Annotated in this window: 24 protein-coding genes; 10 read left to right on the top strand and 14 right to left on the bottom strand. The window is 66.7% G+C overall.

The window, feature by feature from the left end; genetic code table 11:
- Window positions 1-229: 229 nt before the first annotated feature.
- Complete coding sequence (locus tag Q0672_RS06860) at window positions 230-2,263, bottom strand: Cache 3/Cache 2 fusion domain-containing protein (RefSeq protein WP_298621030.1); 2,034 nt, start codon at window positions 2,261-2,263, stop codon at window positions 230-232.
- Window positions 2,264-2,368: 105 nt separating this feature from the next.
- Complete coding sequence (locus Q0672_RS06855) at window positions 2,369-3,007, bottom strand: histidine phosphatase family protein (RefSeq protein WP_298621028.1); 639 nt, start codon at window positions 3,005-3,007, stop codon at window positions 2,369-2,371.
- A 250-nt stretch (window positions 3,008-3,257) separates the two neighbouring features.
- Between Q0672_RS06855 and Q0672_RS06850 the strand changes: the two genes are divergently transcribed.
- Both Q0672_RS06850 and Q0672_RS06845 read left to right on the top strand, forming a co-directional pair.
- Window positions 3,258-3,848 carry a TRAP transporter small permease subunit gene (locus Q0672_RS06850; protein ID WP_298621026.1) on the top strand — a complete coding sequence of 197 codons (591 nt, stop codon included), beginning with the start codon at window positions 3,258-3,260 and terminating at the stop codon, window positions 3,846-3,848.
- On the top strand, window positions 3,849-5,372 hold the full coding sequence (locus Q0672_RS06845; RefSeq protein ID WP_298621024.1) for a TRAP transporter large permease subunit: 1,524 nt from the start codon (window positions 3,849-3,851) through the stop codon (window positions 5,370-5,372).
- A 65-nt stretch (window positions 5,373-5,437) separates the two neighbouring features.
- Here the strand turns inward: Q0672_RS06845 and Q0672_RS06840 are convergent, their stop codons facing one another.
- The 6 genes from Q0672_RS06840 to Q0672_RS06815 all read right to left on the bottom strand — a co-directional run bounded on the left by Q0672_RS06840 (window position 5,438) and on the right by Q0672_RS06815 (window position 10,386).
- Entirely contained in the window at window positions 5,438-6,415 is a 978-nt protein-coding gene (locus Q0672_RS06840; protein ID WP_194271221.1) for a GGDEF domain-containing protein, read from the bottom strand.
- A gap of 242 nt (window positions 6,416-6,657) precedes the next feature.
- The gene (locus Q0672_RS06835) at window positions 6,658-7,938 is read right to left on the bottom strand and encodes a dihydroorotase (RefSeq protein ID WP_298621021.1); all 1,281 of its coding nucleotides are present in this window, start codon (window positions 7,936-7,938) and stop codon (window positions 6,658-6,660) included.
- A 17-nt stretch (window positions 7,939-7,955) separates the two neighbouring features.
- On the bottom strand, window positions 7,956-8,915 hold the full coding sequence (locus tag Q0672_RS06830) for an aspartate carbamoyltransferase catalytic subunit (protein WP_153161750.1): 960 nt from the start codon (window positions 8,913-8,915) through the stop codon (window positions 7,956-7,958).
- Window positions 8,908-9,408 carry a bifunctional pyr operon transcriptional regulator/uracil phosphoribosyltransferase PyrR gene (gene pyrR / locus Q0672_RS06825; RefSeq protein WP_153161749.1) on the bottom strand — a complete coding sequence of 167 codons (501 nt, stop codon included), beginning with the start codon at window positions 9,406-9,408 and terminating at the stop codon, window positions 8,908-8,910. Before pyrR ends, Q0672_RS06830 begins: the two co-directional genes overlap by 8 nt.
- Window positions 9,395-9,823: a Holliday junction resolvase RuvX gene (ruvX, locus tag Q0672_RS06820; protein ID WP_284186234.1), complete on the bottom strand. Its 429-nt coding sequence runs from the start codon at window positions 9,821-9,823 to the stop codon at window positions 9,395-9,397. Before ruvX ends, pyrR begins: the two co-directional genes overlap by 14 nt.
- Window positions 9,820-10,386: a YqgE/AlgH family protein gene (locus tag Q0672_RS06815; RefSeq protein WP_153161747.1), complete on the bottom strand. Its 567-nt coding sequence runs from the start codon at window positions 10,384-10,386 to the stop codon at window positions 9,820-9,822. The genes ruvX and Q0672_RS06815 overlap by 4 nt, the downstream gene beginning before the upstream one ends.
- A 79-nt stretch (window positions 10,387-10,465) precedes the next feature.
- On the opposite strand from Q0672_RS06815, the gene Q0672_RS06810 reads away from it, so the two are divergent.
- Window positions 10,466-11,902 (top strand): deoxyribodipyrimidine photo-lyase, encoded by a 1,437-nt coding sequence (locus tag Q0672_RS06810; RefSeq protein ID WP_298621017.1) that lies wholly within the window; start codon window positions 10,466-10,468, stop codon window positions 11,900-11,902.
- Here Q0672_RS06810 and Q0672_RS06805 read toward each other — a convergent pair.
- Genes Q0672_RS06805 through Q0672_RS06790 form a run of 4 tightly spaced genes read right to left on the bottom strand, consistent with a single transcriptional unit; the run spans window position 11,899 to window position 15,057 of the window.
- On the bottom strand, window positions 11,899-12,741 hold the full coding sequence (locus Q0672_RS06805; RefSeq protein WP_298621015.1) for a class I SAM-dependent methyltransferase: 843 nt from the start codon (window positions 12,739-12,741) through the stop codon (window positions 11,899-11,901). The genes Q0672_RS06810 and Q0672_RS06805 overlap by 4 nt on opposite strands.
- Window positions 12,738-13,313: a YqiA/YcfP family alpha/beta fold hydrolase gene (locus Q0672_RS06800; RefSeq protein ID WP_298621013.1), complete on the bottom strand. Its 576-nt coding sequence runs from the start codon at window positions 13,311-13,313 to the stop codon at window positions 12,738-12,740. Before Q0672_RS06800 ends, Q0672_RS06805 begins: the two co-directional genes overlap by 4 nt.
- Window positions 13,310-14,248 (bottom strand): hypothetical protein, encoded by a 939-nt coding sequence (locus Q0672_RS06795; RefSeq protein WP_298621011.1) that lies wholly within the window; start codon window positions 14,246-14,248, stop codon window positions 13,310-13,312. Before Q0672_RS06795 ends, Q0672_RS06800 begins: the two co-directional genes overlap by 4 nt.
- Window positions 14,233-15,057, bottom strand: coding sequence for an undecaprenyl-diphosphate phosphatase (locus Q0672_RS06790; protein ID WP_284186240.1), 825 nt, complete (start codon window positions 15,055-15,057; stop codon window positions 14,233-14,235). The genes Q0672_RS06795 and Q0672_RS06790 overlap by 16 nt, the downstream gene beginning before the upstream one ends.
- 158 nt (window positions 15,058-15,215) lie before the next feature.
- On the opposite strand from Q0672_RS06790, the gene Q0672_RS06785 reads away from it, so the two are divergent.
- Window positions 15,216-16,439, top strand: coding sequence for an HD-GYP domain-containing protein (locus Q0672_RS06785; protein WP_298621008.1), 1,224 nt, complete (start codon window positions 15,216-15,218; stop codon window positions 16,437-16,439).
- On the opposite strand, the gene Q0672_RS06780 is transcribed toward Q0672_RS06785, so the two are convergent.
- On the bottom strand, window positions 16,440-16,676 hold the full coding sequence (locus Q0672_RS06780) for a DUF2789 domain-containing protein (protein ID WP_298621006.1): 237 nt from the start codon (window positions 16,674-16,676) through the stop codon (window positions 16,440-16,442). It lies immediately after the preceding gene.
- 189 nt (window positions 16,677-16,865) lie between these two features.
- Between Q0672_RS06780 and Q0672_RS06775 the strand changes: the two genes are divergently transcribed.
- The 3 genes from Q0672_RS06775 to Q0672_RS06765 all read left to right on the top strand — a co-directional run bounded on the left by Q0672_RS06775 (window position 16,866) and on the right by Q0672_RS06765 (window position 18,600).
- A complete protein-coding gene (locus Q0672_RS06775) occupies window positions 16,866-17,459 on the top strand; it encodes a DedA family protein (RefSeq protein WP_298621004.1) in 594 nt (197 codons plus the stop codon).
- Window positions 17,460-17,474: 15 nt separating this feature from the next.
- Entirely contained in the window at window positions 17,475-18,050 is a 576-nt protein-coding gene (locus Q0672_RS06770) for a DUF3365 domain-containing protein (RefSeq protein WP_284186244.1), read from the top strand.
- Between the two features lie 82 nt (window positions 18,051-18,132).
- Window positions 18,133-18,600 (top strand): cytochrome c, encoded by a 468-nt coding sequence (locus Q0672_RS06765; RefSeq protein WP_298621001.1) that lies wholly within the window; start codon window positions 18,133-18,135, stop codon window positions 18,598-18,600.
- A 61-nt stretch (window positions 18,601-18,661) separates the two neighbouring features.
- Here the strand turns inward: Q0672_RS06765 and Q0672_RS06760 are convergent, their stop codons facing one another.
- Window positions 18,662-19,351 carry a cytochrome b/b6 domain-containing protein gene (locus Q0672_RS06760; RefSeq protein WP_298620999.1) on the bottom strand — a complete coding sequence of 230 codons (690 nt, stop codon included), beginning with the start codon at window positions 19,349-19,351 and terminating at the stop codon, window positions 18,662-18,664.
- A gap of 116 nt (window positions 19,352-19,467) precedes the next feature.
- Here Q0672_RS06760 and Q0672_RS06755 point away from each other — a divergent pair, with 116 nt between their 5' ends.
- The 3 genes from Q0672_RS06755 to Q0672_RS06745 are packed head-to-tail and all read left to right on the top strand — an operon-like array spanning window position 19,468 to window position 21,849.
- Window positions 19,468-19,809, top strand: coding sequence for a hypothetical protein (locus Q0672_RS06755; protein WP_153161735.1), 342 nt, complete (start codon window positions 19,468-19,470; stop codon window positions 19,807-19,809).
- 4 nt (window positions 19,810-19,813) lie between these two features.
- A complete protein-coding gene (locus Q0672_RS06750) occupies window positions 19,814-20,479 on the top strand; it encodes a response regulator (RefSeq protein WP_298620997.1) in 666 nt (221 codons plus the stop codon).
- Complete coding sequence (locus Q0672_RS06745) at window positions 20,476-21,849, top strand: ATP-binding protein (protein WP_298620995.1); 1,374 nt, start codon at window positions 20,476-20,478, stop codon at window positions 21,847-21,849. Before Q0672_RS06750 ends, Q0672_RS06745 begins: the two co-directional genes overlap by 4 nt.
- Window positions 21,850-21,856 lie beyond the last annotated feature (7 nt).

Genomic DNA, 21,856 nt, shown 5'->3' with positions numbered 1-21,856 from the left:
AGTTTTCGGAGGCGATCAGTTCGATGTGATCTTCCTGACGGCGGTTTTCGGCCTCGATGGCCTGCCAGAGTTCAGGGTCGACCTTGGCAAGGGTATTTTGCTTGGAAAACATGGCTATCCAGGTGGGCTTGAGTCAAATTCGGATTTTAGCATGCCACTTTGGGCCGTGCAGAACGCAAGCGAGCCCGCAGGCCCTCGCGGGGCTGCGGGCTCGGGTGTGGTCGGGGTTTCAGACGTTGAAGTGACTGACCTTCGACTGGAGGTTGGCGGCGAGTTGTTCGAGCAGGGCGGCCTGTTCGTTGGTCTGGCGGGTGACCTGGTTGTTCTGGTCGGCCATGCGGGCGATGTCCTCCACGCCGCGGGCCACTTCCTGGCTGGCGATGCTCTGTTCGCGGGTGGCGTCGGCGATGTCGTTCACGGCGCTGGTGGTGCGGTCGCTCTCGTTGCGGATCGTTTCGAGCACGGCGCCGGAGTCGGTGGCAAGGCGCACGCCGTCCCGCACCTCTTCGGTGACGCCGCGGATCATCGACACGACCCGATCGGCCTCGGTCTGCACTTCGCTGACGGTTGAGCTGATTTCCCGGGTCGAGGTGGCCGTGCGTTCGGCGAGCTTGCGCACTTCGTCGGCGACCACCGCAAAGCCCCGGCCGCTCTCGCCGGCACGGGCAGCCTCGATGGCGGCGTTGAGGGCGAGGAGGTTGGTCTGGTCGGCGATGTCGTTGATGATCTTGCCGATGTTTGAGATTCGGGCCGAGCGTTCGGAGAGCAGATTGACCGCGGCGCCGGCGTTGTCGATCTCGGAGGAGATGCGGTCCATGCCGTTGATCATCTGCCGCACCGTGTCTCCGCCGCTTTCGGCCTGTTGTTGGGCGCTCTGAGTGATGTTGCGGGCAGTGGCGGCGCTGTCCGAGACGTGGGTGATGCTGACCGAGAGTTCCTCGATGGCGGAGGCAAGGCTGGTGGCGGCTTCGTTCTGCGCGGTGGTGCTGGCCACGACGTTGTCGGAGCTGGCGCGGACGGATTCCGCCACCTCGCGCACCGAGGCGCTGGCACGCTTCACTTCGCCAATCAGGGCGCCCACCTGACGGGTGGTGTTGTCGAGGGCGCTACTCATGAGGTCGAGCTCGTTACTGCTGCCGGGTTCCACGCGGGGGAACTGGGCGGTCATGTTGCCTTTGCCCACTTCTTCCATTGCCTGCAGCAGGACGCGGATCGGCGCCAGCTGGCGGCGGGAGATGAGATAGAGGGCGACCGTGAGCACCAGGGCGCCGCCCAGGCACAGGGCGATCAGGGTGTTGCGCAGGCTGCGCGCCTCGACGGTGAATTCTTCGACGTAGCTGCCGGTTGCCATCAGCCAGCCCCAGTCGGAGATGGATTCGAAGGCCATCATCTTCTGGCTGGAGCGGCCTTTCTCGTCGGTCCAGTCGTAGGTGGCGAGGCCTTCCTTGCGCGCGAAGAGGTCGCCCAGCACCTGCTGCATCTGGGGGTTGTTGATGTCGCCGACCGTCTTGCCGGTGAGGGTGGGGTGGTAGATGAACTCGGTCTTTGCTGCGTCGGCGTTGGGCGCCACGATGTACGCGTAGCCGGTGCTGCCGGACTTGATCTCGCTGAGCACCTTGAACAGGCGCTCCATGTCGCCGTGGATGTCGACCCGGGCGGCGAGGGCGCCGACGACCTGCCCCTTGTCGTTGGTGATGGGTTCGAGGGCCGAGATGTAATACAGGCCGTTGCGCCTGACGATGCCGGCGTAGGGCTTGCCCGCGAGCAGGGCCTGGACTTCCTTGCCGTCGGCAGCGAGGGCGGTGCCTTCGGTGCTCTTGCCGTCCTTGTCCTTGAGCAGGGTGGCGGCGCGGACGAAATCATTGCCCGAACGCACGAGCAGGGCTGGATCGGCGTCGACCTGCTTGCGCATCGACAGCAGCAGATCCGTGTTGCCGTTCAGCACCCGGTCGCCGGCGTGGATGACGGGGATCTCGTATTTTCCGGACTGGGTGGTTTCGGGGCCGACGCGCAGGGGGCCGAGGTTGTCCTTGACGCGTCCGAGGGCCTTGTTGGCTGCCGCGGAGGCGTTGGCGTGGGTCAGATCCAGCAGCCGCACCACATTGCGGAGTTGCAGGGTCAGCTCCTCCTCTGTCTTGGTGAGGGCCGCGCGCTCTGAAAAATAGGTGGTGAAGCCGATCAGCACGGCGAACACTGCAACGCTGACGAGCGCCGTGGCAATCGAAAGCTGGTGGACAACGGAAGCGCGCTTGATATTGAACATCCTTCAACTCCGGTCATTGAGGTCCATCCGTTGGACCCAACGTGCGTGTAATCGACCGGAATGAAGGAAACTTGAAAGCAGGCCGCCTGGGCGCTGCTTTCAGGGTCAGGCGTTGGGGAGTTCGTCGAGGGCCTGGTTGAGGTGCTGCTGCTGGGCCCAGGCGATGAGCGCCCAGGCGGCGCCGTCCCAGCCGATCCAGTTGAGGGCAGCGTTGGGGATGGTGAAATCCCTCGGTGCGGTGAGCGGCTTGCCGGAGGCGAGGCGATGGACAATGTCGAGCACGCCGCCGTGGGTGACGATCAGCACGGTTCCGTTCGGATGGCGGCGGGCGATGCCTTCGAGGGTTCCGTGGATGCGGGCCGCAAACTGCCGCAGGCTTTCGCCGCCCTCGGGGAAAGTGAATTCCGGATCGCGGGTTTCGAAGCGGTGGTAATCGTCGGGGAAACGGGCGCGGGCTTCGTCGTAGGTGAGGGCCTGGAAGCTGCCGTAGTGGCGCTCGCGCAGGGCGGCGTCGAAGGCGAGTTCGAGGCCGCAGCGCTCGGCAATGGCGGCGGCGGTCTGTCGGGCGCGGGTGAGGTCGGACGAGTAGGCCGCGTCGAAGCGCTCGGCAGCGAGGCTCGCCGCGGTGGCGCGGGCCTGGACGAGACCGGTGTCGTTGAGGGGAATGTCGGTGTGGCCCTGGAGGCGGCGTTCGGCGTTCCAGGCGGTTTCGCCGTGGCGGACGAGGCAGATTCGGGTTGCCATTGCTGCGTTGCAGTAAAAAAGCCGTGGGGAACGCAGTATCGCACGTGTTTTTAGGCTCTGGCGCTTCCCGGCGCTCACCGAAAAGGCGTTTTTTCGGGGCCGTGACCGAATATTTGTGCCGAAATCGTTTTTGGTAGGCGTAATCCCTTATTGCTGGCGGGTGGTTCTCGCCGATAATCCGGGCGCTGGAACCCTGGACGTTTCCGATATAAGAGACGGTCGTATAGTCAAATCAAAGGAGGTGCGGGACGTGCAAGCCCTGCTCAAAATATCGCGCGCGATCGATGCGCTGAACCAGCGGGTCGGAAAGGCCACGATCTGGCTGGTTCTGGTGGTCACGGTCATCAGCGCCATCAATGCCGTTGTGCGCTACGCCTTCAACTACAGTTCGAACGGTCTGCTGGAAATCCAGTGGTATCTGTTCTCCGCCATCTTCCTGTTGTGTGCTGGCTACACCCTGATGCGTAACGAGCACGTGCGCATCGACGTGGTGTCGAGCCGCTTCTCGCCGAGGGTGCATGCCTGGATCGACATCATCGGCACGCTGTTCTTCCTGGCGCCGATGGCCATCGCCGTGCTGTACCTCTCCTGGCCGATCTTCATCAATTCGTTCCTGAATAACGAATACTCGTCCAACGCCGGTGGCCTGATCGTTTGGCCGGTGCGTGGCCTCGTGCCCCTGGGTTTTGCGCTGCTGATCCTCCAGGGTGTCTCCGAGCTCATCAAGCGGGTGGCCTTTTTGCAGGGCCTGATCGGCGATCCCAATGCCAAGGCCGACGCGCCTTCGGCCGAGGAAGAACTGGCCCGGGCCATCAAGCAACAGCGTGGGGAGACCGTCTAAATGGAATTCATCGCTGCCAACATGGCGCCCCTGATGTTCGGGTCGCTGGTGATCTTCCTGCTGTTCGGCTATCCGGTGGCGTTCGCCCTGGCCGCCAACGGCGTTGTCTTCGGCCTGATCGGCATCGAGCTGGGCCTGCTCACGCCGGCGCTGTTCCAGGCGCTGCCTGACCGGATCTTCGGGGTGATGTCCAACGACACCCTGCTGGCGATTCCGTTCTTCACCTTCATGGGGCTGATCCTCGAGCGATCGGGGATGGCGGAGGATCTGCTCGATACCATTGGCCAGCTGTTCGGCCCGGTGCGCGGCGGCCTCGCCTTTGCGGTGATCTTCGTCGGCGCGATCCTCGCTGCGACCACCGGCGTGGTGGCGGCCTCGGTGATTTCGATGGGCCTCATCTCGCTGCCGATCATGATGCGCTATGGCTACGACCAGCGTCTGGCGACGGGCGTGATCGCTGCGTCGGGCACGCTGGCCCAGATCATCCCGCCGTCGCTGGTGCTGATCATCATGGCCGACCAGCTGGGTCGTTCCGTGGGTGACATGTACCAGGGTGCGATGATCCCGGGCCTGGTGCTGACCGGCCTGTACGTGGGTTACGTTGCGCTGGTGGCGGTCTTCAAACCGGCGGCAGCCCCGGCGCTGCCGCTTGAGGCGCGCACGCTGCGCGGGGGCAAGCTGTTCCTGCGGGTGCTCACCACCCTTGTGCCGCCGCTGATGCTGATCTTCCTGGTGCTCGGCACGATCTTCCTTGGCATCGCGACGCCGACCGAGGGTGGGGCGATGGGCGCTGCAGGGGCACTGGTGATGGCCATCCTGCGCGGCCGGCTCAACGTGTCGCTGCTCAAGCAGGCGATGGAAACCACCGCCAAGCTGACCACCTTCGTGGTGTTCATCCTGGTGGGCGCGCGGGTCTTCTCGCTGACCTTCTACGGTGTGGAAGGCCACCTGTGGGTCGAGCACCTGCTCACCGGGCTCCCCGGAGGCCAGCTTGGCTTCCTGATCGTAGTGAACATCCTGATCTTCCTGCTGGCCTTCTTCCTCGACTTCTTCGAGCTGTCGTTCATCGTGGTGCCGCTGCTGGCTCCGGTGGCCGAGAAGCTGGGCATTGATCTGATCTGGTTTGGCGTGCTGCTGGGTGTGAACATGCAGACCTCGTTCATGCACCCGCCCTTCGGCTTTGCGCTGTTCTACCTGCGCTCGGTGGCGCCGCCGTCCATCAAGACGACCCAGATCTACTGGGGCGCGGTGCCCTTCGTGATCATCCAGATCATCATGGTCGGCATCATCATCACCTTCCCGCAGCTGGTGACCATGGGCCTCGACAAGCAGGAGAAGGTGGATACCGACTCGATCGAGATCGTGGTGCCCGACGGCGAGGCGCCTGAGGATTCGCCGGTTCAGTTTGATGCGCCGCAGGAAGGCGAAGGCAAGCCCGCCGGTGACGGCGCTGAGGTGCCGCCGCCGGCCGAGGACGACGCGGCCAAAGCGCTCGAGAAAGCCCTGCAGCAGGACAAGAAGTAGGGCGGTTTTCAGATGTAAAAAACCCGGGGAGCGATCCCCGGGTTTTTGTTTTGTGGCGTACGTGCTCAGGCCTGAACGACCCGGTTCCGGCCGGCGTTCTTGGCGGCGTAGAGGGCCCGGTCGGTGCGGCTGAGCAGATCTTCGGCGGTTTCGCCAGGCTGGCGGCTGGCGATGCCGATCGAGGCGCTGATGTTGGTCAGCCGCTCGCCGGTGCGACTGTCCTTGAGCACCAGATGTTCGATGGAGATGCGCAGGGTTTCGGCCAGCTGGTGCGCCTGCTGGGCGGTGCCGCCGCAGAAGATCAGGGCGAATTCCTCGCCGCCGTAGCGATAGACCGACACCCCCACCCGCGTGGCGGCAGACAGCTGCTTGCCCACCAGGCTCAGCACGCGATCGCCCACCAGATGGCCGAAGCGGTCGTTGAACTGCTTGAAGTGGTCGATGTCGAGCAGCGCGAGGTGGATCACCGGGCCCCGGTCGCTTTGCTCGAGGAACTGCGCAAGTTCCATATCGAAGGCGCGGCGGTTGAAGACGCCGGTGAGCTCGTCGTTCATCGCGTTCTGGCGCAGGGTTTCGAGCTCGCTGCGCAGGCGCCGGATTTCCTCGTTGGCTGCGGACAAGCGCTGCTCGAAGCGCGAGGTATTCTGCTGCATCGCGGTGGAGCCCTGGAGCAGCTTGTCGAGAGTGCCGAAGATGTCATCGACGCTGCCGGCGCCGGCGGTGGTGTTGCCGCGCAGGTCGCGGTTGCATTCGTCGAGGAGCGTCGAGAACGAGCGCGTGCCGGCGAGGGTTGCGTTGAGGTCGTGGTCGATGCCGCTGACCATCTGCTCGAAGCTGTCCTTCATCCGGTGGAGGGCGGTTTCGATGTCGCCGGTGGACGAGACGTGTTCGCGGAAGAGGTCCTCGGCCTTGGTGAGGGGGATCATCCCGTAGGCCGAGACGATCTCGTCGATGCGCTGGTTGAGCGTCGGATCTTCGTTGGAGACGTAGGTGTACCAGAGGGCGTAGTTGATCGGCGTCACCGGGATCTGGTGCTTCACCATGATCGGCACTGCCTTGCGAAGTCGTTCCGCCGCTTGTTCAACTGAACCGCTAATCACTCTGATCCTCCTGAAGGGGGGCGGGTGGCTGCCCGGAGAGGTGTCCTCCGGCTTTCCAGTCCGGCCCGCGGCCTTTTTAGCCACACCTGAGCTTATCGGCGGGCGCGGCCAAAACTTCATGGCCGGGCGGAATGAACAACGGCGCCCGCAGGCGCCGTTGTGCTCAAAATGGGCAGTCTGCCCGTTTATGAGGCTTCGTACATCAGCGTGCCTTCGACCAGGGTGTAGCGCACCTTGCCCGGGAGTTCGAGGCCCAGGAAAGGCGTGTTCTTGCCCTGGCTCTTGAGCATCGAACGGTCGATGAGCTGGTAGGTGTCGGGATCGAACACGCACACGTCGGCGCGAGCGCCGACCGACAGGTGGCCACCCTTGGCGATGCCGGCAATTTTTGCCGCCTCGGAGGTGATTCGGGCAACGGCGTCGATCAGCGGCAGCTTGTGTTCGGCTGCCCACTTGAGGGTGAGCGGCAGCAGCAGTTCGAGCCCGGTGGTGCCGGGTTCGGATTCGCTGAACGGAGCTTGCTTGGCGTCGTCGTCTACCGGCGTGTGGTCGGAGCAGATCGCGTTGATCCGGCCGTCGGCCAGGGCCTTCGAGAGCGCGATGCGGTCGCGCTGGCTGCGCAGGGGCGGGATCACGTGGCAGTGGGGGTTGAAGTAGCCGATGTCCATGTCGCACAGGTGCAGATGGTGGGCGGCCACGTCGCAGGTCACATCGACACCGTCCTTGCGGGCCTGCTCGATGAGGTCGAGGCTTTCGGCGGACGACAGGCGGGTGATGTGCAGCCGCGCGCCGGTCTGGCGGGCGAGGCGCAGGTAGGTGAACAGCGCGACGATCTCGGCACTGGCCGGAATGCCGGGCAGGCCGAGGCGCGAGGCGACTTCGCCGTCGTGGGCAACGCCGCCCCGGGCGAGGTAGGGATCAACCGGCTGCAGCCAGACGCGGAAGCCGAAGGTCGCGGCGTACTGCATGGCGCGGCCGAGCACCCGGGTGTCGAGGATGGGCACATTGGCCTGGCTGAAGGCCACGCAGCCGGCTTCGACCAGCTCGGCCATCTCGGAGAGCTGTTCGCCCTTGAGACCGATGGTGAGTGCGCCGACCGGGTAGACGTGGGCGCGGTTGAGCTTCTTGGCGCGGTAGCACAGCATCTCGACGAGGCCGGGTTCGTCGAGCACCGGGTCGGTGTCGGGCGGAATCGCGAGGCTGGTGATGCCGCCGGCCATGGCCGCGTCCATCTCGGATTCGAGGGTGGCCTTGTATTCGAAGCCGGGCTCGCGCAGGCGGGCGGCGAGGTCGATCAGGCCCGGCGCGACGATCAGGCCGCTGGCGTCGATGGTGCGGGCGGCGCTGAAGCCGGCGGGCGCCTGGCCGACGCCGACGATCTTGCCGTCGGCGATGTAGAGATCCTGCTTCGCGTCGAGGCGGTTGGCCGGGTCGATGATCCGGCCATTCGTGATGTGGATGTTCATGGTCGAAAACCTGTTGATCAGTGACTGCCCAGCATGCTCATGACGGCCATGCGCACCGCGATGCCGAAGGTGACCTGCGGCAGGATCACCGCCTGACCGCCGTCGGCCACGGCGGAGTCGATCTCGACACCGCGGTTCATGGGGCCGGGGTGCATCACGATGGCGTCGGGCTTGGCGAGGGCGAGCTTGTCTGCGGTGAGGCCCCACACCTTGAAGAATTCCTGCGGGCTGGGCAGCAGGGCACCATTCATGCGCTCGTTCTGCAGGCGCAGCATCATCACCACGTCCACGTCCTTGAGGCCTTCCTGCATGGTGGCGCAGTAGCGCACGCCCATCTTCTCGACATCGGTGGGGAGCAGGGTCTTGGGGCCGATCACGCGCACTTCGGGCACGCCGAGGGTGGTGAGCGCGGCGATCTGCGAGCGGGCGACGCGGGAGTGGAGCACGTCACCGACGATGGCGACGGTGAGGTTGTGGAACTCTTTCTTGTAGTGCCGGATGGTGTACATGTCCAGCAGCCCCTGGGTGGGGTGGGCATGGCGGCCATCGCCGGCATTGACCACGTGGATGTGGTCGCGGCCGGTGTTCTGCAGGTGCTGGGCGATCAGGTGCGGGGCGCCGCTGGATTCGTGGCGCACCACGAACATGTCGGCCTGCATCGCGCAAAGGTTGTCCACGGTGTCGAGCAGCGTCTCGCCCTTCTTGGTGGACGAGGTGGACACGTTGAGGTTGATCACGTCGGCCGACAGGCGCTTGGCGGCGATCTCGAAGGTGGTGCGGGTGCGCGTGCTGTTCTCGAAGAACAGGTTGAAGACGCTCTTGCCGCGGAGCAGCGGGAGCTTCTTCACTTCGCGCTCGGCCATCTCGGTGAAGGGCGCGGCGGTGTCGAGGATCTGGGTGATGATGCTGCGCGGCAGTCCGTCGAGGGTCAGCAGGTGCTGGAGTTCGCCGTGCTTGTTGAGTTGAGGGTTATGCATGGATCAGCCTCATGGTGAGGGCGCCGGAGTCGTCGCGCTCGAGTTGCAGGTTTTGCCCGGCGGGCAGCGGTTCTGGCAGCGTGAGGGCGCAGAAGCGGGCGGCGATGGGCAGCTCGCGTCCGCCGCGGTCGATGAGCACGGCCAGGTCGACCCGGGCCGGGCGGCCGTAGTCGAAGAGTTCGTTGAGGGCGGCGCGGGTGGTGCGGCCGGTGTAGAGCACGTCGTCCACGATGACGATGTGGGCGTCTTCCACGTCGAAGGGGATCTTCGAGCCCTGGGGCTGCTGGTGCAGGCCCTTGGCGGCGTAGTCGTCCCGGTAGAAGCTCACGTCGACGCTGCCGAGGGGCTGGGTCAGGCCGAGGAGGGCGTGGAGGCGCTGGGCGAGCCACACGCCGCCGGTGTGGATGCCGACGAGCGCGGTGGCCGGCGTGACGTGGGGACGCATCGCGGCGGCCAGTTCGGCGATGAGGTGTTCGGCGTCAGGTAGCTGCATGTTTGGCACTTTCGAAGTACTGGAGCAGGATGATCTGGGCGGCGGCGGAATCGAGGCGGGGCTTCTGCTTGCGCCAGCCGTGGTGGCCGGCCTCGCTGAGACGGCCTTCGGCCTCGGCCGACGACAGGCGCTCGTCCACCAGCGACACGGGCAGCCCGTAGCGGCCGTGGAGCTGGTTGGCGAAGCGCCGGCAACGGACGGTCATGGCGTGCTCGGAGCCGTCGAGGTGCGTGGGCAGGCCGACGACCAGCGCCGAGGGCTTCCATTCGGCGAGCAGTTTTTCAATCGCGGCAAAGCGCGCTGCATTGGCTTCTTCGGCGATGGGCGCGAGGGGATGGGCGTGGCCGGTCTCGGTCTCGCCGACCGCCACCCCGATGCGCGCGAGGCCGAAGTCGAAGGACAGCAGGGTGCTCACGCGTGACCGGCGACGTCGGACAGTTTTGCGAAGTCGACGCCGATGAGTTGCATGGCCGCGGCGAGGCGCTCTTCCGGCGGCAGGTCGAAGACGATGGCAAGATCGGCGGGCACGGTGAGCCAGGCGTTCTGGGCCAGCTCGTGCTCGAGCTGGCCGGCAGACCAACCGGCGTAGCCGAGGGCGACCAGCACCTCGCCGGGTTCGCCCTTGTTGGCGAGGGACTGGAGCACGTCGCGGGAGCTGGTGAGGCCGACGGTGTCGCTCACCTTGAGGGTCGAATGCCAGTCGCCGGCCGGGCGATGGAGCACGAAGCCCCGATCGGCCTGGACCGGGCCACCGAAATACACCGGCAGATCGGCAAAATCAGGCTGCTCGAAGGGGATGTCGATGCGCTCGAAGAGCGTTGCCAGCCGCATGTCGGTCGGGCGGTTGACGATGACCCCCATGGCGCCGTTCTCGTTGTGCTCGGCGATGTAGGTGAGCGTGCGCGAAAAGTTCGGATCGGCCATGGCGGGCATGGCGATCAGGAAGTGATCGGTGAGGTTGATGGTGGTCGTAGTCACGGGTGGTATTCTAAGCCGAGGTCGCCGATTGTAGCGGCAACTTTTCAGTCCTGCGTTCCCTTCAAGAGCCCCTGTTTCCATGTCTTCTGCACTTGTCTGGTTTCGTCGTGACCTGCGCGACTTCGACCATGCGGCGCTGTATCACGCGCTCAAGCGATTTCCGCAGGTTTTCTGCGTTTTCGTGTTTGACACCGAGATTCTCGACGCGTTGCCCCGCCGGGCCGATCGGCGGGTGGAGTTCATCCACGCCAGCGTCGTCGAGCTCGACGGCGCACTGCGCGCGAAGGGCGGCGGGCTGATCGTCCGCCACGGGCCGGCGCGGGACGTGATCCCGGCGCTGGCGGCGTCGCTGGGCGCGACGGCGGTGCTGGCCAACGGCGATTACGAGCCCGCCGCCATCGCCCGGGACGAGGACGTGGCCGAGCGGCTGCGCGTGCAGGGCATTGCCTTCGAGCGTTTCAAGGATGAGGTGATCTTCGAAAAGAGTGAGGTGCTCACCAAGAGCGCGACGCCGTTCTCGGTCTTCACGCCCTACAAGCGGGCGTGGCTGGCGGCGCTCACTGATTTTCATCTGAAGGCCTATCCGGTCGAAAAGTACGCGGCAAACCTGGCGCCGCTGCCGGCGGGCGAATCGATCCCGTCGCTCGCCGAGATGGGCTTCGAGCCGACCAACCTGCTGGAGGTCGGCATCACGCCGGGCATGGCGGGCGGGCGCAAGCTGATCGACGATTTCGTGCGCCGCATCGACCGCTACAAGGCGCGGCGGGATTTCCCGGCCAGCAAGGGCGTGTCTTACCTTTCGGTGCATCTGCGCTTCGGCACGGTGTCGATCCGCGAGCTGGCCCGGCTCGCCCACGCCCGCGGCGGGGAGGGTGCCGACACCTGGCTCTCGGAGCTGATCTGGCGGGATTTCTATTTCCAGATCCTGTGGCACAACCCGCATGTGGTGGGTGCGAGTTTTCGGCCGGAGTACGACCGGGTGCGCTGGGATGACGCGCCCGAGCTCTTCGCCGCCTGGTGCGAGGCGCGTACCGGCTACCCGATCGTCGACGCGGCGATGCGCCAGATCGCCCACAGCGGCTACATGCACAACCGGCTGCGGATGGTGGTGGCGTCGTTTTTGACGAAGGATCTGGGCATCGACTGGCGACTGGGCGAAAAGTACTTTGCCGACGAGCTCAACGATTTCGATCTGTCGGCCAACAACGGCGGCTGGCAGTGGGCGGCGTCCACCGGCTGTGATGCCCAGCCGTATTTCCGCATCTTCAACCCGGTCAATCAGTCCGAGAAGTTCGACCCGGACGGCAGCTTCATCCGGCGCTACCTGCCGGAGCTGGCCAAGGTGCCGGACAAGTTCATCCACGCGCCGTGGACCATGCCGCCCATCGACCAGAAGCTGGCCGGCTGCGAGATCGGCAAGGATTACCCGGTGCCCATCGTCGATCACGCCAAGGCGCGGGAGCGCACCCTGGCGCGCTTTGGCGTGGTGAAGTCGGCGGAGCCGCCGGCGGACTAACGCCGGGCGGTGGCGACCAGCACTGTGTAGTCGAGCACGTAGCCGTCGCCGTCCCGGTGGCTGGCGAGGTCGTCGGCCACAGCGGCGCGCAGCTTGGCCTGCATCGCATCGGGCAGGCGCGAGAGGGATTCTGCCGCACCGCCGGCCAGATCAAGGAAGGCTTGCCAGTAATCGTGGGCGCTGTCGAAGCGGCAGGCGAAGGTGTGCGGCGTGATGCTCACGTCGCCAAAACCAGCCTCGCCCAGCAGCGTGGTGAGCACCTCGGGCTCGCCCAGCCGGAACACCGTAGGCCGCGTCACCTTGGGCGGCGGCAGCAGGCGGGCGATGCAATCCTGGGCGCGGGCGATGAGCGGCACGGCATCCCGCGGGCCCCACACCGACAGCGCGATGCGTCCGCCCGGACGGAGCACCCGGTGAAGCTCGGCCAGCGCCTTGGCTGGATCGGGAAAGATGAACAGGCCCAGGCCGATCAGCGCCACATCCACGCTGGCATCGGCAAAGGCCAGGTGCTCGGCGTCGCAGGCCGCGGCGAGGAGATCGGGCAGGCCTTCGGCGGTGGCCCGCTGCTGACCTTCGGCCAGCATGTTCTCGGCGATGTCGCTGGCGAGCACCCAGCCATCGGGCAGCACCTGGCGGGCGGCGTCGCGGGCCAGCAGGCCGGGGCCGGCGGCGAGATCGAGCACCTTTTCACCGGGGGCCAGACCGGCGGCCTCAAGCAGCGCGGCCTGCAGGCCGGCGCGCAGCGGGGCGCCGTCGGCGTAACGGGCGGCGATGCGGTTGAAGCCGCTGCGCTCCAGGGCCTTGAAGCGGCGGGCGTCGAAGTTGTCGGGTGTGGTCATGGCGTGGGCAGCAGTCCGGCGTAGGCCAGAATTAGGTCAAGATAGTTGTCCCATTGTGTAAAGCTGTGGTCGCCGCCGGGTAGCACCGTCTGCCGTGCGCCGGCATAGCGGGCCACGGCGTGACGGTAGTCGAGCACCTCGTCGCCGGTCTCGACCATCAGCCAGTAGCGTTCGGGCAGGGTGATGGCGGGCGGCTCGATGGCGCGCAATTGCTCCACGTGATCGAGGGTGAAGTCGAAGGCCTCGCCGGTGTACATGTGGGTCTGGGTGCCGATGTAGGCGGACAGCGACAGGGGCGCCAGCACGGCGGGATTGACCAGCACGGCCTTGAGCCCGTGGCGCTCGGCGAGGCAGGTGGCGTAGTAGCCGCCGAGGCTGCTGCCGACCAGCGTGGGCGGCGTGCTGCAGCGGGCGATCTGCGCTTCGGCAAGGGCCATAGCTTCGTGGGCCGAGACGGGCAGCTGCCGGCCCCAGAAGGCGTCGCCGATGCCGAGTTGATCCATGCGCGCCTTGAGACTGCGGGATTTCCAGCTTTGCGGGCCGGAGCGGAAGCCGTGGAGGTAGATGATCATTTGTGTTCGAAGCGGTCGTCGGGCCGCAGGCGGGCGGGGAAGTCGTCGGTGAGCCAGTGCCGGGCTGCGGCATCTCCGGCCAGGTGAGCGTGCCAGAAGGCGGTGCTGGCGGCGAGGATGTGCGGGCGGAAGGCGGCGGGTTCGCGGCGGATGCGGAACATCGCGCCTTCGGCGTCGCTGGCCTCGCCGGCGAAATCCAGGTGGTTGCCGCCCGCAAACACCAGCAGGTACTTGCCGCCATCGGCGGGCATGTGGCGGTAGGGCACTTCGCGGTTGGCGGCTGTGATGTCGGACAGGCCCATGCCGTCGTCGCGGCTGCCGGTGATGCTGAGGAATGGCAGATGGATCTGGCCGAAACGGTGGTCGAGGCTGGGGCCGGTATCGGCCTGACGAGCCGACGGGCTGAAAGCGAGCACGGCGCGGACGCGCGGGTCGAGCGGATGGGGCGGCTGGGTGGGACGCCGCTCGCCGGCCATCAGCTGCACCGTGACGGCGCCGAAGGAATGCCCCGCGAGGCCGATGGCGCTGGCGGCATTCACGGCGTCGGGCAGGCTGGCGTCGCGGCCGATGCGCTCGAGGACGAAACGGAAGTCATCCACCCGGTGGGTGAGCTCCTCCGGGTTCATCGCCGCCTTGAAGGCGCTGCGCAGCGACTGGGGCGAGTTGTTGCGAAGAATGGAACAATCAGAGCCCGGGTGTTGCATCGCCAGCAACAGATAGCCGTGGCTGGCCCAGTGGCCGAGCCACGCGCTACCCCCTTCGCGGGAGCCGCCCAGGCCGTGGGAGAACAGGATCAGCCCGCTGGGCGCGGGCGTGTCGGGCAGGTAGAGCTTGATCGGCAGGGTGCGCGCCCGCCGGGTGTCGTGCAGGTCGGCCAGGCGGGTGGTGACCCGCCACGGGCCGACGGCTGCGGGGTCGATCAGTGGGCCGTCCATTCCACGAGGCCGAAATGCCAGGTGGCGAGCACGACGATGCCGAAGGCGATGCGATACCAGGCGAAGGGCACGAAGTCGTGGCTGGAGATGTAGCGCAGCAGCCAGCGCACGCACAGGAAGGCGGAGATGAAGGCCGAGATGAAGCCGACGATCCACATGCCCAGGTCGTCGGCGTTGAGGAGGGCGCGCTCCTTGTACACCTGATAGACCGTGGCGACACCCAGGGTGGGGATGGCCAGGAAGAACGAGAACTCGGTGGCGGCCTTGCGGGACAGGCCGAACAGCATGCCGCCGATGATCGTCGAGCCCGAGCGGGAGGTGCCGGGGATCAGCGCGAAGGCCTGGGCGATGCCCATCTTGACGGCGTCCATCGGGCGCATTTCGTCCACCGTTTCGATCCGCACGGTGTGATTCTTGCGCTCGGCCCACAGGATGACGAAGGCGCCGACGATGAAGGCGGTGGCCACCGGGATCGGGGCGAACAGGTGGGCCTTGATGGCCTTGCCGAAGGCGAGGCCCAGCACGGCCAGGGGCAGGAAGGCGATGAACAGGTTGAGCACCAGCCGGTTGGCCTCACGCACGCGGCCAAGGCCGGCGAAGGTGGCGGCGAGGCGCGCGCGGTATTCCCACACCACTGCAAGGATCGCGCCGGACTGGATGACGATTTCGAACAGCTTGCCCCGGTCGTCGTTGAAGTTCAGCAGGTCGCCGGCGAGGATCAGGTGACCGGTGCTGGAGATCGGCAGGAATTCGGTCAGGCCTTCGACCACGCCGAGGATCAGCGCCTTGAGGAGCAGGATGATGTCCATGGAACGATAGAGTTTTCGATGCTAAAAGAGTCGGCATTATAGCCGGCGAATATTTACGCGCCGGTGGCGGGGTGTGGGAATCCGTCACGAACACCAGTTCAAGACGGGGCGTCCGGTGCCGATACATCCCGAGTAGCTATTCCAAATGTTCGCCCCTGATGCTGAAAAAAATTGCGGTAGCCCGGCTCCGGCCTGGCATGTTCATTCACGAGTTCTGCGGCGACTGGATGTCCCATCCGTTCTGGCGCTCACGTTTCAGGCTCGACGGCGACGACGACTTGCGGCGTATCGTCGAGTCCGGCGTCCAGCACGTCTATATCGATACCGAACGGGGCCTGGACGACCAGGACGCGGTGCCCGCCGCCGAAGTGCGGGCGGCGGTCGAGCAGGAGATCGTCGCCGCGCTGGCGACGCCCGTCGATGTGCCGATGCGGGTTTCGGTCCACGAGGAAATCCAGCGCGCCCGCAAGGTGCACGACCAGGCCCATCGGGTGGTGCGCTCGATGATGAGCGATGTGCGGCTGGGCAAGGCGGTGTCGCTGGAGGACGCCGAGCCGGTCGTCGAGGCGATCACGGGCTCGGTGCTGCGTAACGGCGGCGCGCTGATGGGGCTCATCGGCATCAAGAACAAGGACGACTACACCTTTCTGCACTCGGTAAGCGTGTGCACGCTGATGATCGCCTTCGGGCGGTCGCTCGGGCTGGAGGGGGACGACCTGCGTCAGGGCGGGATCGGCGGGCTGCTCCACGACATCGGCAAGATGAAGGTGCCGGACGAGGTGCTCAACAAGCCGGGCCGGCTGACCGATGCGGAGTTCGAGCTCATCAAGCGCCACCCGGGCGACGGCCACGCCACGCTGCTGGAGACGCCGGGCATCGGCCCGGTGCCGCTGGACATCACCCGCCACCACCACGAGCGCCTGGACGGCAGCGGCTACCCCGATCGTCTGGCCGGCGATGCGATCTCGTCCATGTCGCGGATGGCGGCCATCGTGGATGTGTACGACGCCATCACCGCCGACCGTTGCTATCACAAGGGCATGCCGGCCGCCGAGGGCCTGCGCAAGATGTGGGAATGGAGCGCCGCGCACTTCGACCAGAAGCTGCTGCAGGCCTTCATGCGCTGCGTGGGGATCTACCCGGTGGGCAGCCTGGTGCGGCTGGAATCCGGACGGCTCGGGGTGGTGATCGAGCAGAACGAATCCAACCTGCTCACGCCGCGACTGCGGGTGTTCTTCAGCACCCGCTCGAACGCTTACATCAAACCTGAGGTCGTGGACCTCTCGCGGCGACTCGGCAGCGGCGGCGGTGACCGCATCGTGTCGGCCGAGGCGCCGGACCGCTGGGGTGTCGATCCCGGCCGCTTTCTGCTGGTGGCCTGATCAGCCGTGGCGCAGGCGGGCGTCGAGGGTATCCACCACGGCGCTCCAGTCTGCGTCTTCGGCCAGCTCGGTGCGCAGGAAGGCCGCCTGGGTGGGCGTCCAGAAATCGGCGTCGGCCAGACGCTTGTCGTGGGGAAGGGGCGCATGGGCCGTGATGAACGCGTCGATCGAGGCCGTGTCGTCGGGCAGACCGAGCTGGGCGAAGAGATTGGTCATGGTGTGGGTCTGGGATTCCATCTGGGGGCTCCTGGGTGGTGTTGCACTGGATCTGCCCGAAGGCGGCAGGGAAATGTCGGCCCGGGCCACGTGGTGTACCTTATGAACCCGGGTAAACTCTTTGTGGCCCCGGGGCCGCGATAAGTTTCCTTGCGCGGCACCCTGATCTGGCCGTTGCCCACTTGGCGCCAGTGCCTTTCTCGATATCTCATGACACTCAGTGATCTTGTTGCCCACTACGGCTATCTGGCGGTGGCGGTCGGGTGTGTGCTCGAAGGTGAAACCGTGCTGCTGATGGCGGGCTATGCCGCCCATCGCGGGATGCTCGACCTGCCGTGGGTGATGGCGGTCGCGCTGGCGTCGAGCTTTGCGGGCGATCAGTTCTGGTTCTGGCTGGGGCGGCGGCATGGGGCGACGCTGATCGATCGGTTTGCGTCGATCCGCCGGTTTGTGCCGCGCGTCCAGACGATGATCCGGGCCCATCAGGACGCGCTCGTGCTGGGCGTGCGCTTCATGATCGGCGTGCGGGTTGCCGGCCCGGTGCTGATGGGCTGGAGCGGCGTGCCGACGTACCGTTTCCTTGCGCTCAATTTCCTGGGCGCCGGCATCTGGGCGGGTGCAGTCGGCGGGGCGGGCTATGCCTTTGGTGAGGTGCTCGAGCGGATGCTGCCGGCGTTCAAGGAGGTGGAGGAGGGGGGGGCTCGTTGTGCTGGTGGCGGGTGGCCTGGTTGTCCACGCGCTACGGATGTGGCGAAATCATCGTGGCTGAAACGCGCACATATCCTGTATATTAGAGAATTCTGATTCAAGGAGTCGCCCATGTTCCGTCGCTCGTTCGTCGTTGCCTCGACCCTCGCTGTCCTTGCTGGTGCCGTCCACGCCCAGGATCTCGACGCCCTGAAGGCCGATACCCGCAAGAACGCCTTGCCCGTGCTGCCCAAGGTGGTGGCGATGATGCAGGAAACCGTGGCCGAGAAAGGCGCCATCGAGGCCATCCCGGTCTGCAAGGAAAAGGCCCCGCTGCTCCTGAAGGAGCAATCCGCCAAGACCGGCTGGGACATGCGCCGCGTGAGCCTGCGCACCCGCAACCCCGAGCGTGGCACGCCGGACGTGTGGGAAGCCCGTCAGCTGGCCGATTTCAACATCCGCGCGGCCAATGGCGAAAAGATCGAAACCCTTGAAGCCGGCGAGATCGTCACCGAGAACGGCAAGCAGATCTACCGCTACATTCGCGCGGTGCCCGTGGGCGATGTGTGCCTGAAGTGCCACGGCGCGCCTGACAAGATCGAGGCCAGCCTGAAGAGCCAGCTCGCGAAGAGCTACCCCCACGATACGGCCTTCGGCTACGAGAAGGGCCAGATCCGCGGCGGGCTGACGGTCAAGCGTCCGCTGTGAGCTGCAGGCGGCTATGACCACGGCTTTCTTGTGAAATAATCCGCCGACCCCGTTCACCTCAACTTACAAAGGGAGTAGCCAGATGAAGATCAACAAACTGGTGTTTGCCGTTGTCGCCATGGGCCTTGCCGCGGGTGCCAGCGCCCAGATGAAGCCGGAAGACCAGATCAAGTACCGCAAGGCCGGCTACAGCTTCATGTCCTGGAACATGGGCAAGATCAAGGCCCAGACCATCGACAACCCGGGCAGCTTCAACAAGGATCAGGTGGCCGGCGCCGCCAACGCCATCGCCGCGATCGCCAACTCCGGCATGGGCGCGCTGTATGGCCCGGGCACCGACAAGGATGTGGGCAACCAGAAGACCCGCGTGAAGCCGGAGTTCTTCCAGCAGCAGGACGAAGTGCGCAAGCTTGCCGTGGCCTTCGTGAAGGAAGCCAACGAGCTGCAGAAGGTGGCCGCCACCGGCGACGCCGCCGCGATCAAGGCCCAGTTCGGCAAGACCGGCGAATCCTGCAAGGCCTGTCACGACAAGTTCCGCAAGGACGAATGAGCGTTTTCCGCTAGCCGGAAAGCAGAAGGGGCAGCTTGCGGGCTGCCCCTTTTTACATCCGTCACCAGGCTGGCGCGGCCGCTGGCGCAGGCGGCGGAGGTGGCTGCCAGACGCCACTGGCGAGCCACGCTGCGGCGCATCCCACGGCCAGCGCGAAGATCAGCGCGACGGGGCCGCCACCGGTGGGCTCGGTATCACGTTCGTGGGGGCCGACTTCCTTCCGGCCGGTGAGCATCGGCGCCACGAGCGATTCCTTCTTCACCCGCGTGTAGAACGCGATCGCCGCCAGATGCAGGGCCACCAGCAGGCCGACGAGCCAGAAGCCCTTGCGGTGCAGTCCGGTGATCCAGTCGCTGGTTTCCTTGGAAACGAGGTTGTAGAGCGGCCCCTGGAAGGCGATGTCGTCGTTGCCGAACAAGCCGCCGGCGGTCTGCAGCCCGACCACGCCGATCAGCCCCAGCACCGACAGGGCGCCGAGGGGATTGTGGCCCAGACCGCGCCAGTCGCCGCGCAGGTAGGCGAGGACCGCGCCGGGACCGCGCACGAAGCTGGCAAAGCGCGAATGGGTCGAGCCCACCAGGCCCCAGGCGAGGCGAAAGCCGATGAGGCCGGCGATCAGGATGCCGAGCCGCCCGTGCCAGGTCATCAGGTTGCCGCCGATCTGGCCGCTGACCACCGCGGCGGCCACGGCCGCGGCCAGCAGCCAGTGGAAGATCCGCAGCGGCAGATCCCAGACGCGAACGCTTTTCATGAGGTGTTCTCCAAGCCATCAATTTTCCGAATTCTGACACGAGCCGCCCGAAGCGCGACCACGGCGGCGCCGGCTTACGTATCATTCGCGCGATGCATAACTTTCGGAGCACCTCCTTGAAGAACCTGTCCTGCCTTGCGCTGCTTGCCAGCCTTGCCGCGCCGGCCCATGCCTGCGGCCCCTATCACGACAGCTGGAGCGGCAGCGACAAGGCCGCCCATTTCGGCGTGTCGGCCGCCCTTGGCGTTGGTGCCTCGCGGCTCACCGACGACACCGCGACGGCCGTCGGCCTCGCCTTGATCCCCGGCCTTGCCAAGGAGCTCTACGACGCCGGGCAGGATTGCAACCGCTTCTCCTGGAAGGACATGGGCTGGAACGCCGTGGGCGCCTACGTGGGCGTGCGCACCGGCAACTGGCTGCTCGGGCCCACCGGCGTGAGCTACATCAAGGCCTTCTGAACCGATGCGCATCCTGCTGGTTGAGGACGACCGTCTGCTGGGCGACGGCGTGAAGGCCGGCCTGTGCGGGGCCGGCTTCGCTGTCGATTGGGTGCGGGACGGCGAGGCGGCGCTGGCTGCGGTTGCCGCGGAGAGCTTCGCCGCCATCGTGCTCGATCTGGGCCTGCCGCGGCGCGATGGCCTGTCGGTGCTGTCGGCCCTGCGTGCTGCGGGCAATCCGGTGCCGGTGCTGGTGCTCACCGCCCGGGATCAGGTGGCCGACAAGGTGCGTTGCCTCGATCTGGGTGCCGATGATTACGTCGTCAAACCCTTCGATCTGGACGAGCTGGCTGCCCGCCTGCGGGCGCTGGCGCGTCGCGCCCGGGGCCGGGCCGAGGCCAGCCTGCGCCACGGCGAGGTGGTGCTCGACCCGGCGGCGCGCAGCGTCACGCTGCGGGGTGAGCCGGTGGTGCTGACCGGCCGGGAGTTCGACCTCCTCCAGATGCTCCTCGAGGCCGCCGGCCGGGTGCTCACCCGCCGGGGGCTCGACGAGCAGCTCTACGCCTGGGGCGAGGCGGTGGGCAGCAACGCGCTGGAGGTGCACATCCATCACCTGCGCAAGAAGCTCGGCGCCGACCTGATCCGCACCGTGCGCGGGGTGGGCTACATGGTGGATGAGGCGCCCAGGTGAGCGCGACGCGGGCGGTCTATTCGCTGCGCCGGCGCCTGGTGGCGCTGCTGATCGGCGTGCTGGCGCTGTTCTGGGGGCTGACGGCGATGCTGGCCTTCCGCACCGCCCACGCCGAGGCCGACTCGCTGTTCGACGCGCAGATGGTGCAGGTGGCCGAAACCCTGCTCGCCATCGTCGCCACCGGCAACCCGCTGGTGGCCGGCGAGATGGCCGAGCACCAGCACGCCTACCAGCTGCCGGTGGCCTTTCAGGCCTGGAAGCGGGACGAGGCGGGGGCCTGGCAGCTGCTGGTGCGCTCGTCGGAGATGCCGTTCGAGCCGGTGGCCTCCACGCCGGGTTTTGACGAGCACGATCTGGAAGGCGAGCTGTGGCGCTTCTTCACCATCGACCACGACCACAGCGGCTATCGGGTGATCGTCGGTCAGAACCACGGCGCCCGTTACCGGCTGGCTGGCACCTTTGCGCTGCATCTGCTGCTGTCGATCTGCATCGGCCTGCCGCTGATGGCGCTGGGGATGTGGGCGGTGGTCGGGCGGGCGCTGCGGCCGGTCAGCGCCACCGCCGAAGCCGTGGGCGGGCTGGACCCGCGGCGGCTGGCGCCGGTGCAGGTGCCGGGCCCGCTGCCGGCGGAGATCGCGCCACTGGTCACGTCCATCGACGCCCTGGTGGGGCGGGTCAGCGAGGTGCTCGACAACGAGCGACGCTTTACCGCCGACGCCGCCCACGAGCTGCGCACGCCGCTGGCCGCGCTGAAGATCCAGGCCCAGGTGGCCGCCCGGGCCGGTGATGAGGCGACCCGCAAGCACGCGCTGGAACAGGTGGCCACGGGCGTGGACCGGATGAGCCATCTGGTCGAGCAGCTGCTCACGCTGGCCCGGCTCGATCCGGACGCGGGGCAGGGGGCGATGGATCGGTTCGATCTGGCTGAACTCGCCGAAGGCGTGTGCTCGGTGCTCACGCCCCAGGCCCTGCGTCGTGGCCAGACCCTGGCGCTGGAGGCGCCGGCATCCTTCGCGCTCAGTGGCAATCGCTGGTGGCTGGAGGTGCTGCTGCGCAATCTGGTGGATAACGCCCTGCGTTACTCGCCTGAAGGTGGCAGGGTGGTGGTGTCCCTGGATGCGACCGCGCGCAGCCTGCAGGTGGCCGACGACGGGCCGGGCATTCCGCCGGCCGAGCGGGCGCAGATGCTCACCCGTTTCGCCCGGGGCTCGGCGGTCGAGGCCGAAGGTTGCGGGCTGGGCCTGTCCATCGTCGGCCGGATTGCGGAGATCACTGGCGCCACGCTGGCCTTCGAAGATGGTCTGCGCCGGGCCGACGGCGGGGCGGGGCTCGCGGTCGTGGTGCGCTTTGCGCCCGATGCGGCGGGTTAGAATGCGC

Source organism: uncultured Zoogloea sp. (assembly GCF_937894855.1).
Classification (GTDB): domain Bacteria; phylum Pseudomonadota; class Gammaproteobacteria; order Burkholderiales; family Rhodocyclaceae; genus Zoogloea; species Zoogloea oryzae.
This window is presented reverse-complemented; position numbering and strand designations above follow the sequence as displayed.

Excerpts from the sequence above, each read along its gene's own strand:
- Q0672_RS06760 (WP_298620999.1), bottom strand. The coding sequence starts at position 19,351 with ATGAAAAGCGTTCGCGTCTGGGATCTGCCGCTGCGGATCTTCCACTGG.
- Q0672_RS06790 (WP_284186240.1), bottom strand. The coding sequence starts at position 15,057 with ATGGACATCATCCTGCTCCTCAAGGCGCTGATCCTCGGCGTGGTCGAA.
- Q0672_RS06795 (WP_298621011.1), bottom strand. The coding sequence starts at position 14,248 with ATGGACGGCCCACTGATCGACCCCGCAGCCGTCGGCCCGTGGCGGGTC.
- Q0672_RS06770 (WP_284186244.1), top strand. The coding sequence starts at position 17,475 with ATGTTCCGTCGCTCGTTCGTCGTTGCCTCGACCCTCGCTGTCCTTGCT.
- Q0672_RS06800 (WP_298621013.1), bottom strand. The coding sequence starts at position 13,313 with ATGATCATCTACCTCCACGGCTTCCGCTCCGGCCCGCAAAGCTGGAAA.
- Q0672_RS06835 (WP_298621021.1), bottom strand. The coding sequence starts at position 7,938 with ATGAACATCCACATCACGAATGGCCGGATCATCGACCCGGCCAACCGC.
- Q0672_RS06810 (WP_298621017.1), top strand. The coding sequence starts at position 10,466 with ATGTCTTCTGCACTTGTCTGGTTTCGTCGTGACCTGCGCGACTTCGAC.
- Q0672_RS06765 (WP_298621001.1), top strand. The coding sequence starts at position 18,133 with ATGAAGATCAACAAACTGGTGTTTGCCGTTGTCGCCATGGGCCTTGCC.
- Q0672_RS06785 (WP_298621008.1), top strand. The coding sequence starts at position 15,216 with ATGCTGAAAAAAATTGCGGTAGCCCGGCTCCGGCCTGGCATGTTCATT.
- Q0672_RS06840 (WP_194271221.1), bottom strand. The coding sequence starts at position 6,415 with ATGGTGAAGCACCAGATCCCGGTGACGCCGATCAACTACGCCCTCTGG.
- Q0672_RS06805 (WP_298621015.1), bottom strand. The coding sequence starts at position 12,741 with ATGACCACACCCGACAACTTCGACGCCCGCCGCTTCAAGGCCCTGGAG.
- Q0672_RS06780 (WP_298621006.1), bottom strand. The coding sequence starts at position 16,676 with ATGGAATCCCAGACCCACACCATGACCAATCTCTTCGCCCAGCTCGGT.
- Q0672_RS06750 (WP_298620997.1), top strand. The coding sequence starts at position 19,814 with ATGCGCATCCTGCTGGTTGAGGACGACCGTCTGCTGGGCGACGGCGTG.
- pyrR (WP_153161749.1), bottom strand. The coding sequence starts at position 9,408 with ATGCAGCTACCTGACGCCGAACACCTCATCGCCGAACTGGCCGCCGCG.
- Q0672_RS06860 (WP_298621030.1), bottom strand. The coding sequence starts at position 2,263 with ATGTTCAATATCAAGCGCGCTTCCGTTGTCCACCAGCTTTCGATTGCC.
- Q0672_RS06830 (WP_153161750.1), bottom strand. The coding sequence starts at position 8,915 with ATGCATAACCCTCAACTCAACAAGCACGGCGAACTCCAGCACCTGCTG.
- Q0672_RS06845 (WP_298621024.1), top strand. The coding sequence starts at position 3,849 with ATGGAATTCATCGCTGCCAACATGGCGCCCCTGATGTTCGGGTCGCTG.
- Q0672_RS06855 (WP_298621028.1), bottom strand. The coding sequence starts at position 3,007 with ATGGCAACCCGAATCTGCCTCGTCCGCCACGGCGAAACCGCCTGGAAC.
- Q0672_RS06775 (WP_298621004.1), top strand. The coding sequence starts at position 16,866 with ATGACACTCAGTGATCTTGTTGCCCACTACGGCTATCTGGCGGTGGCG.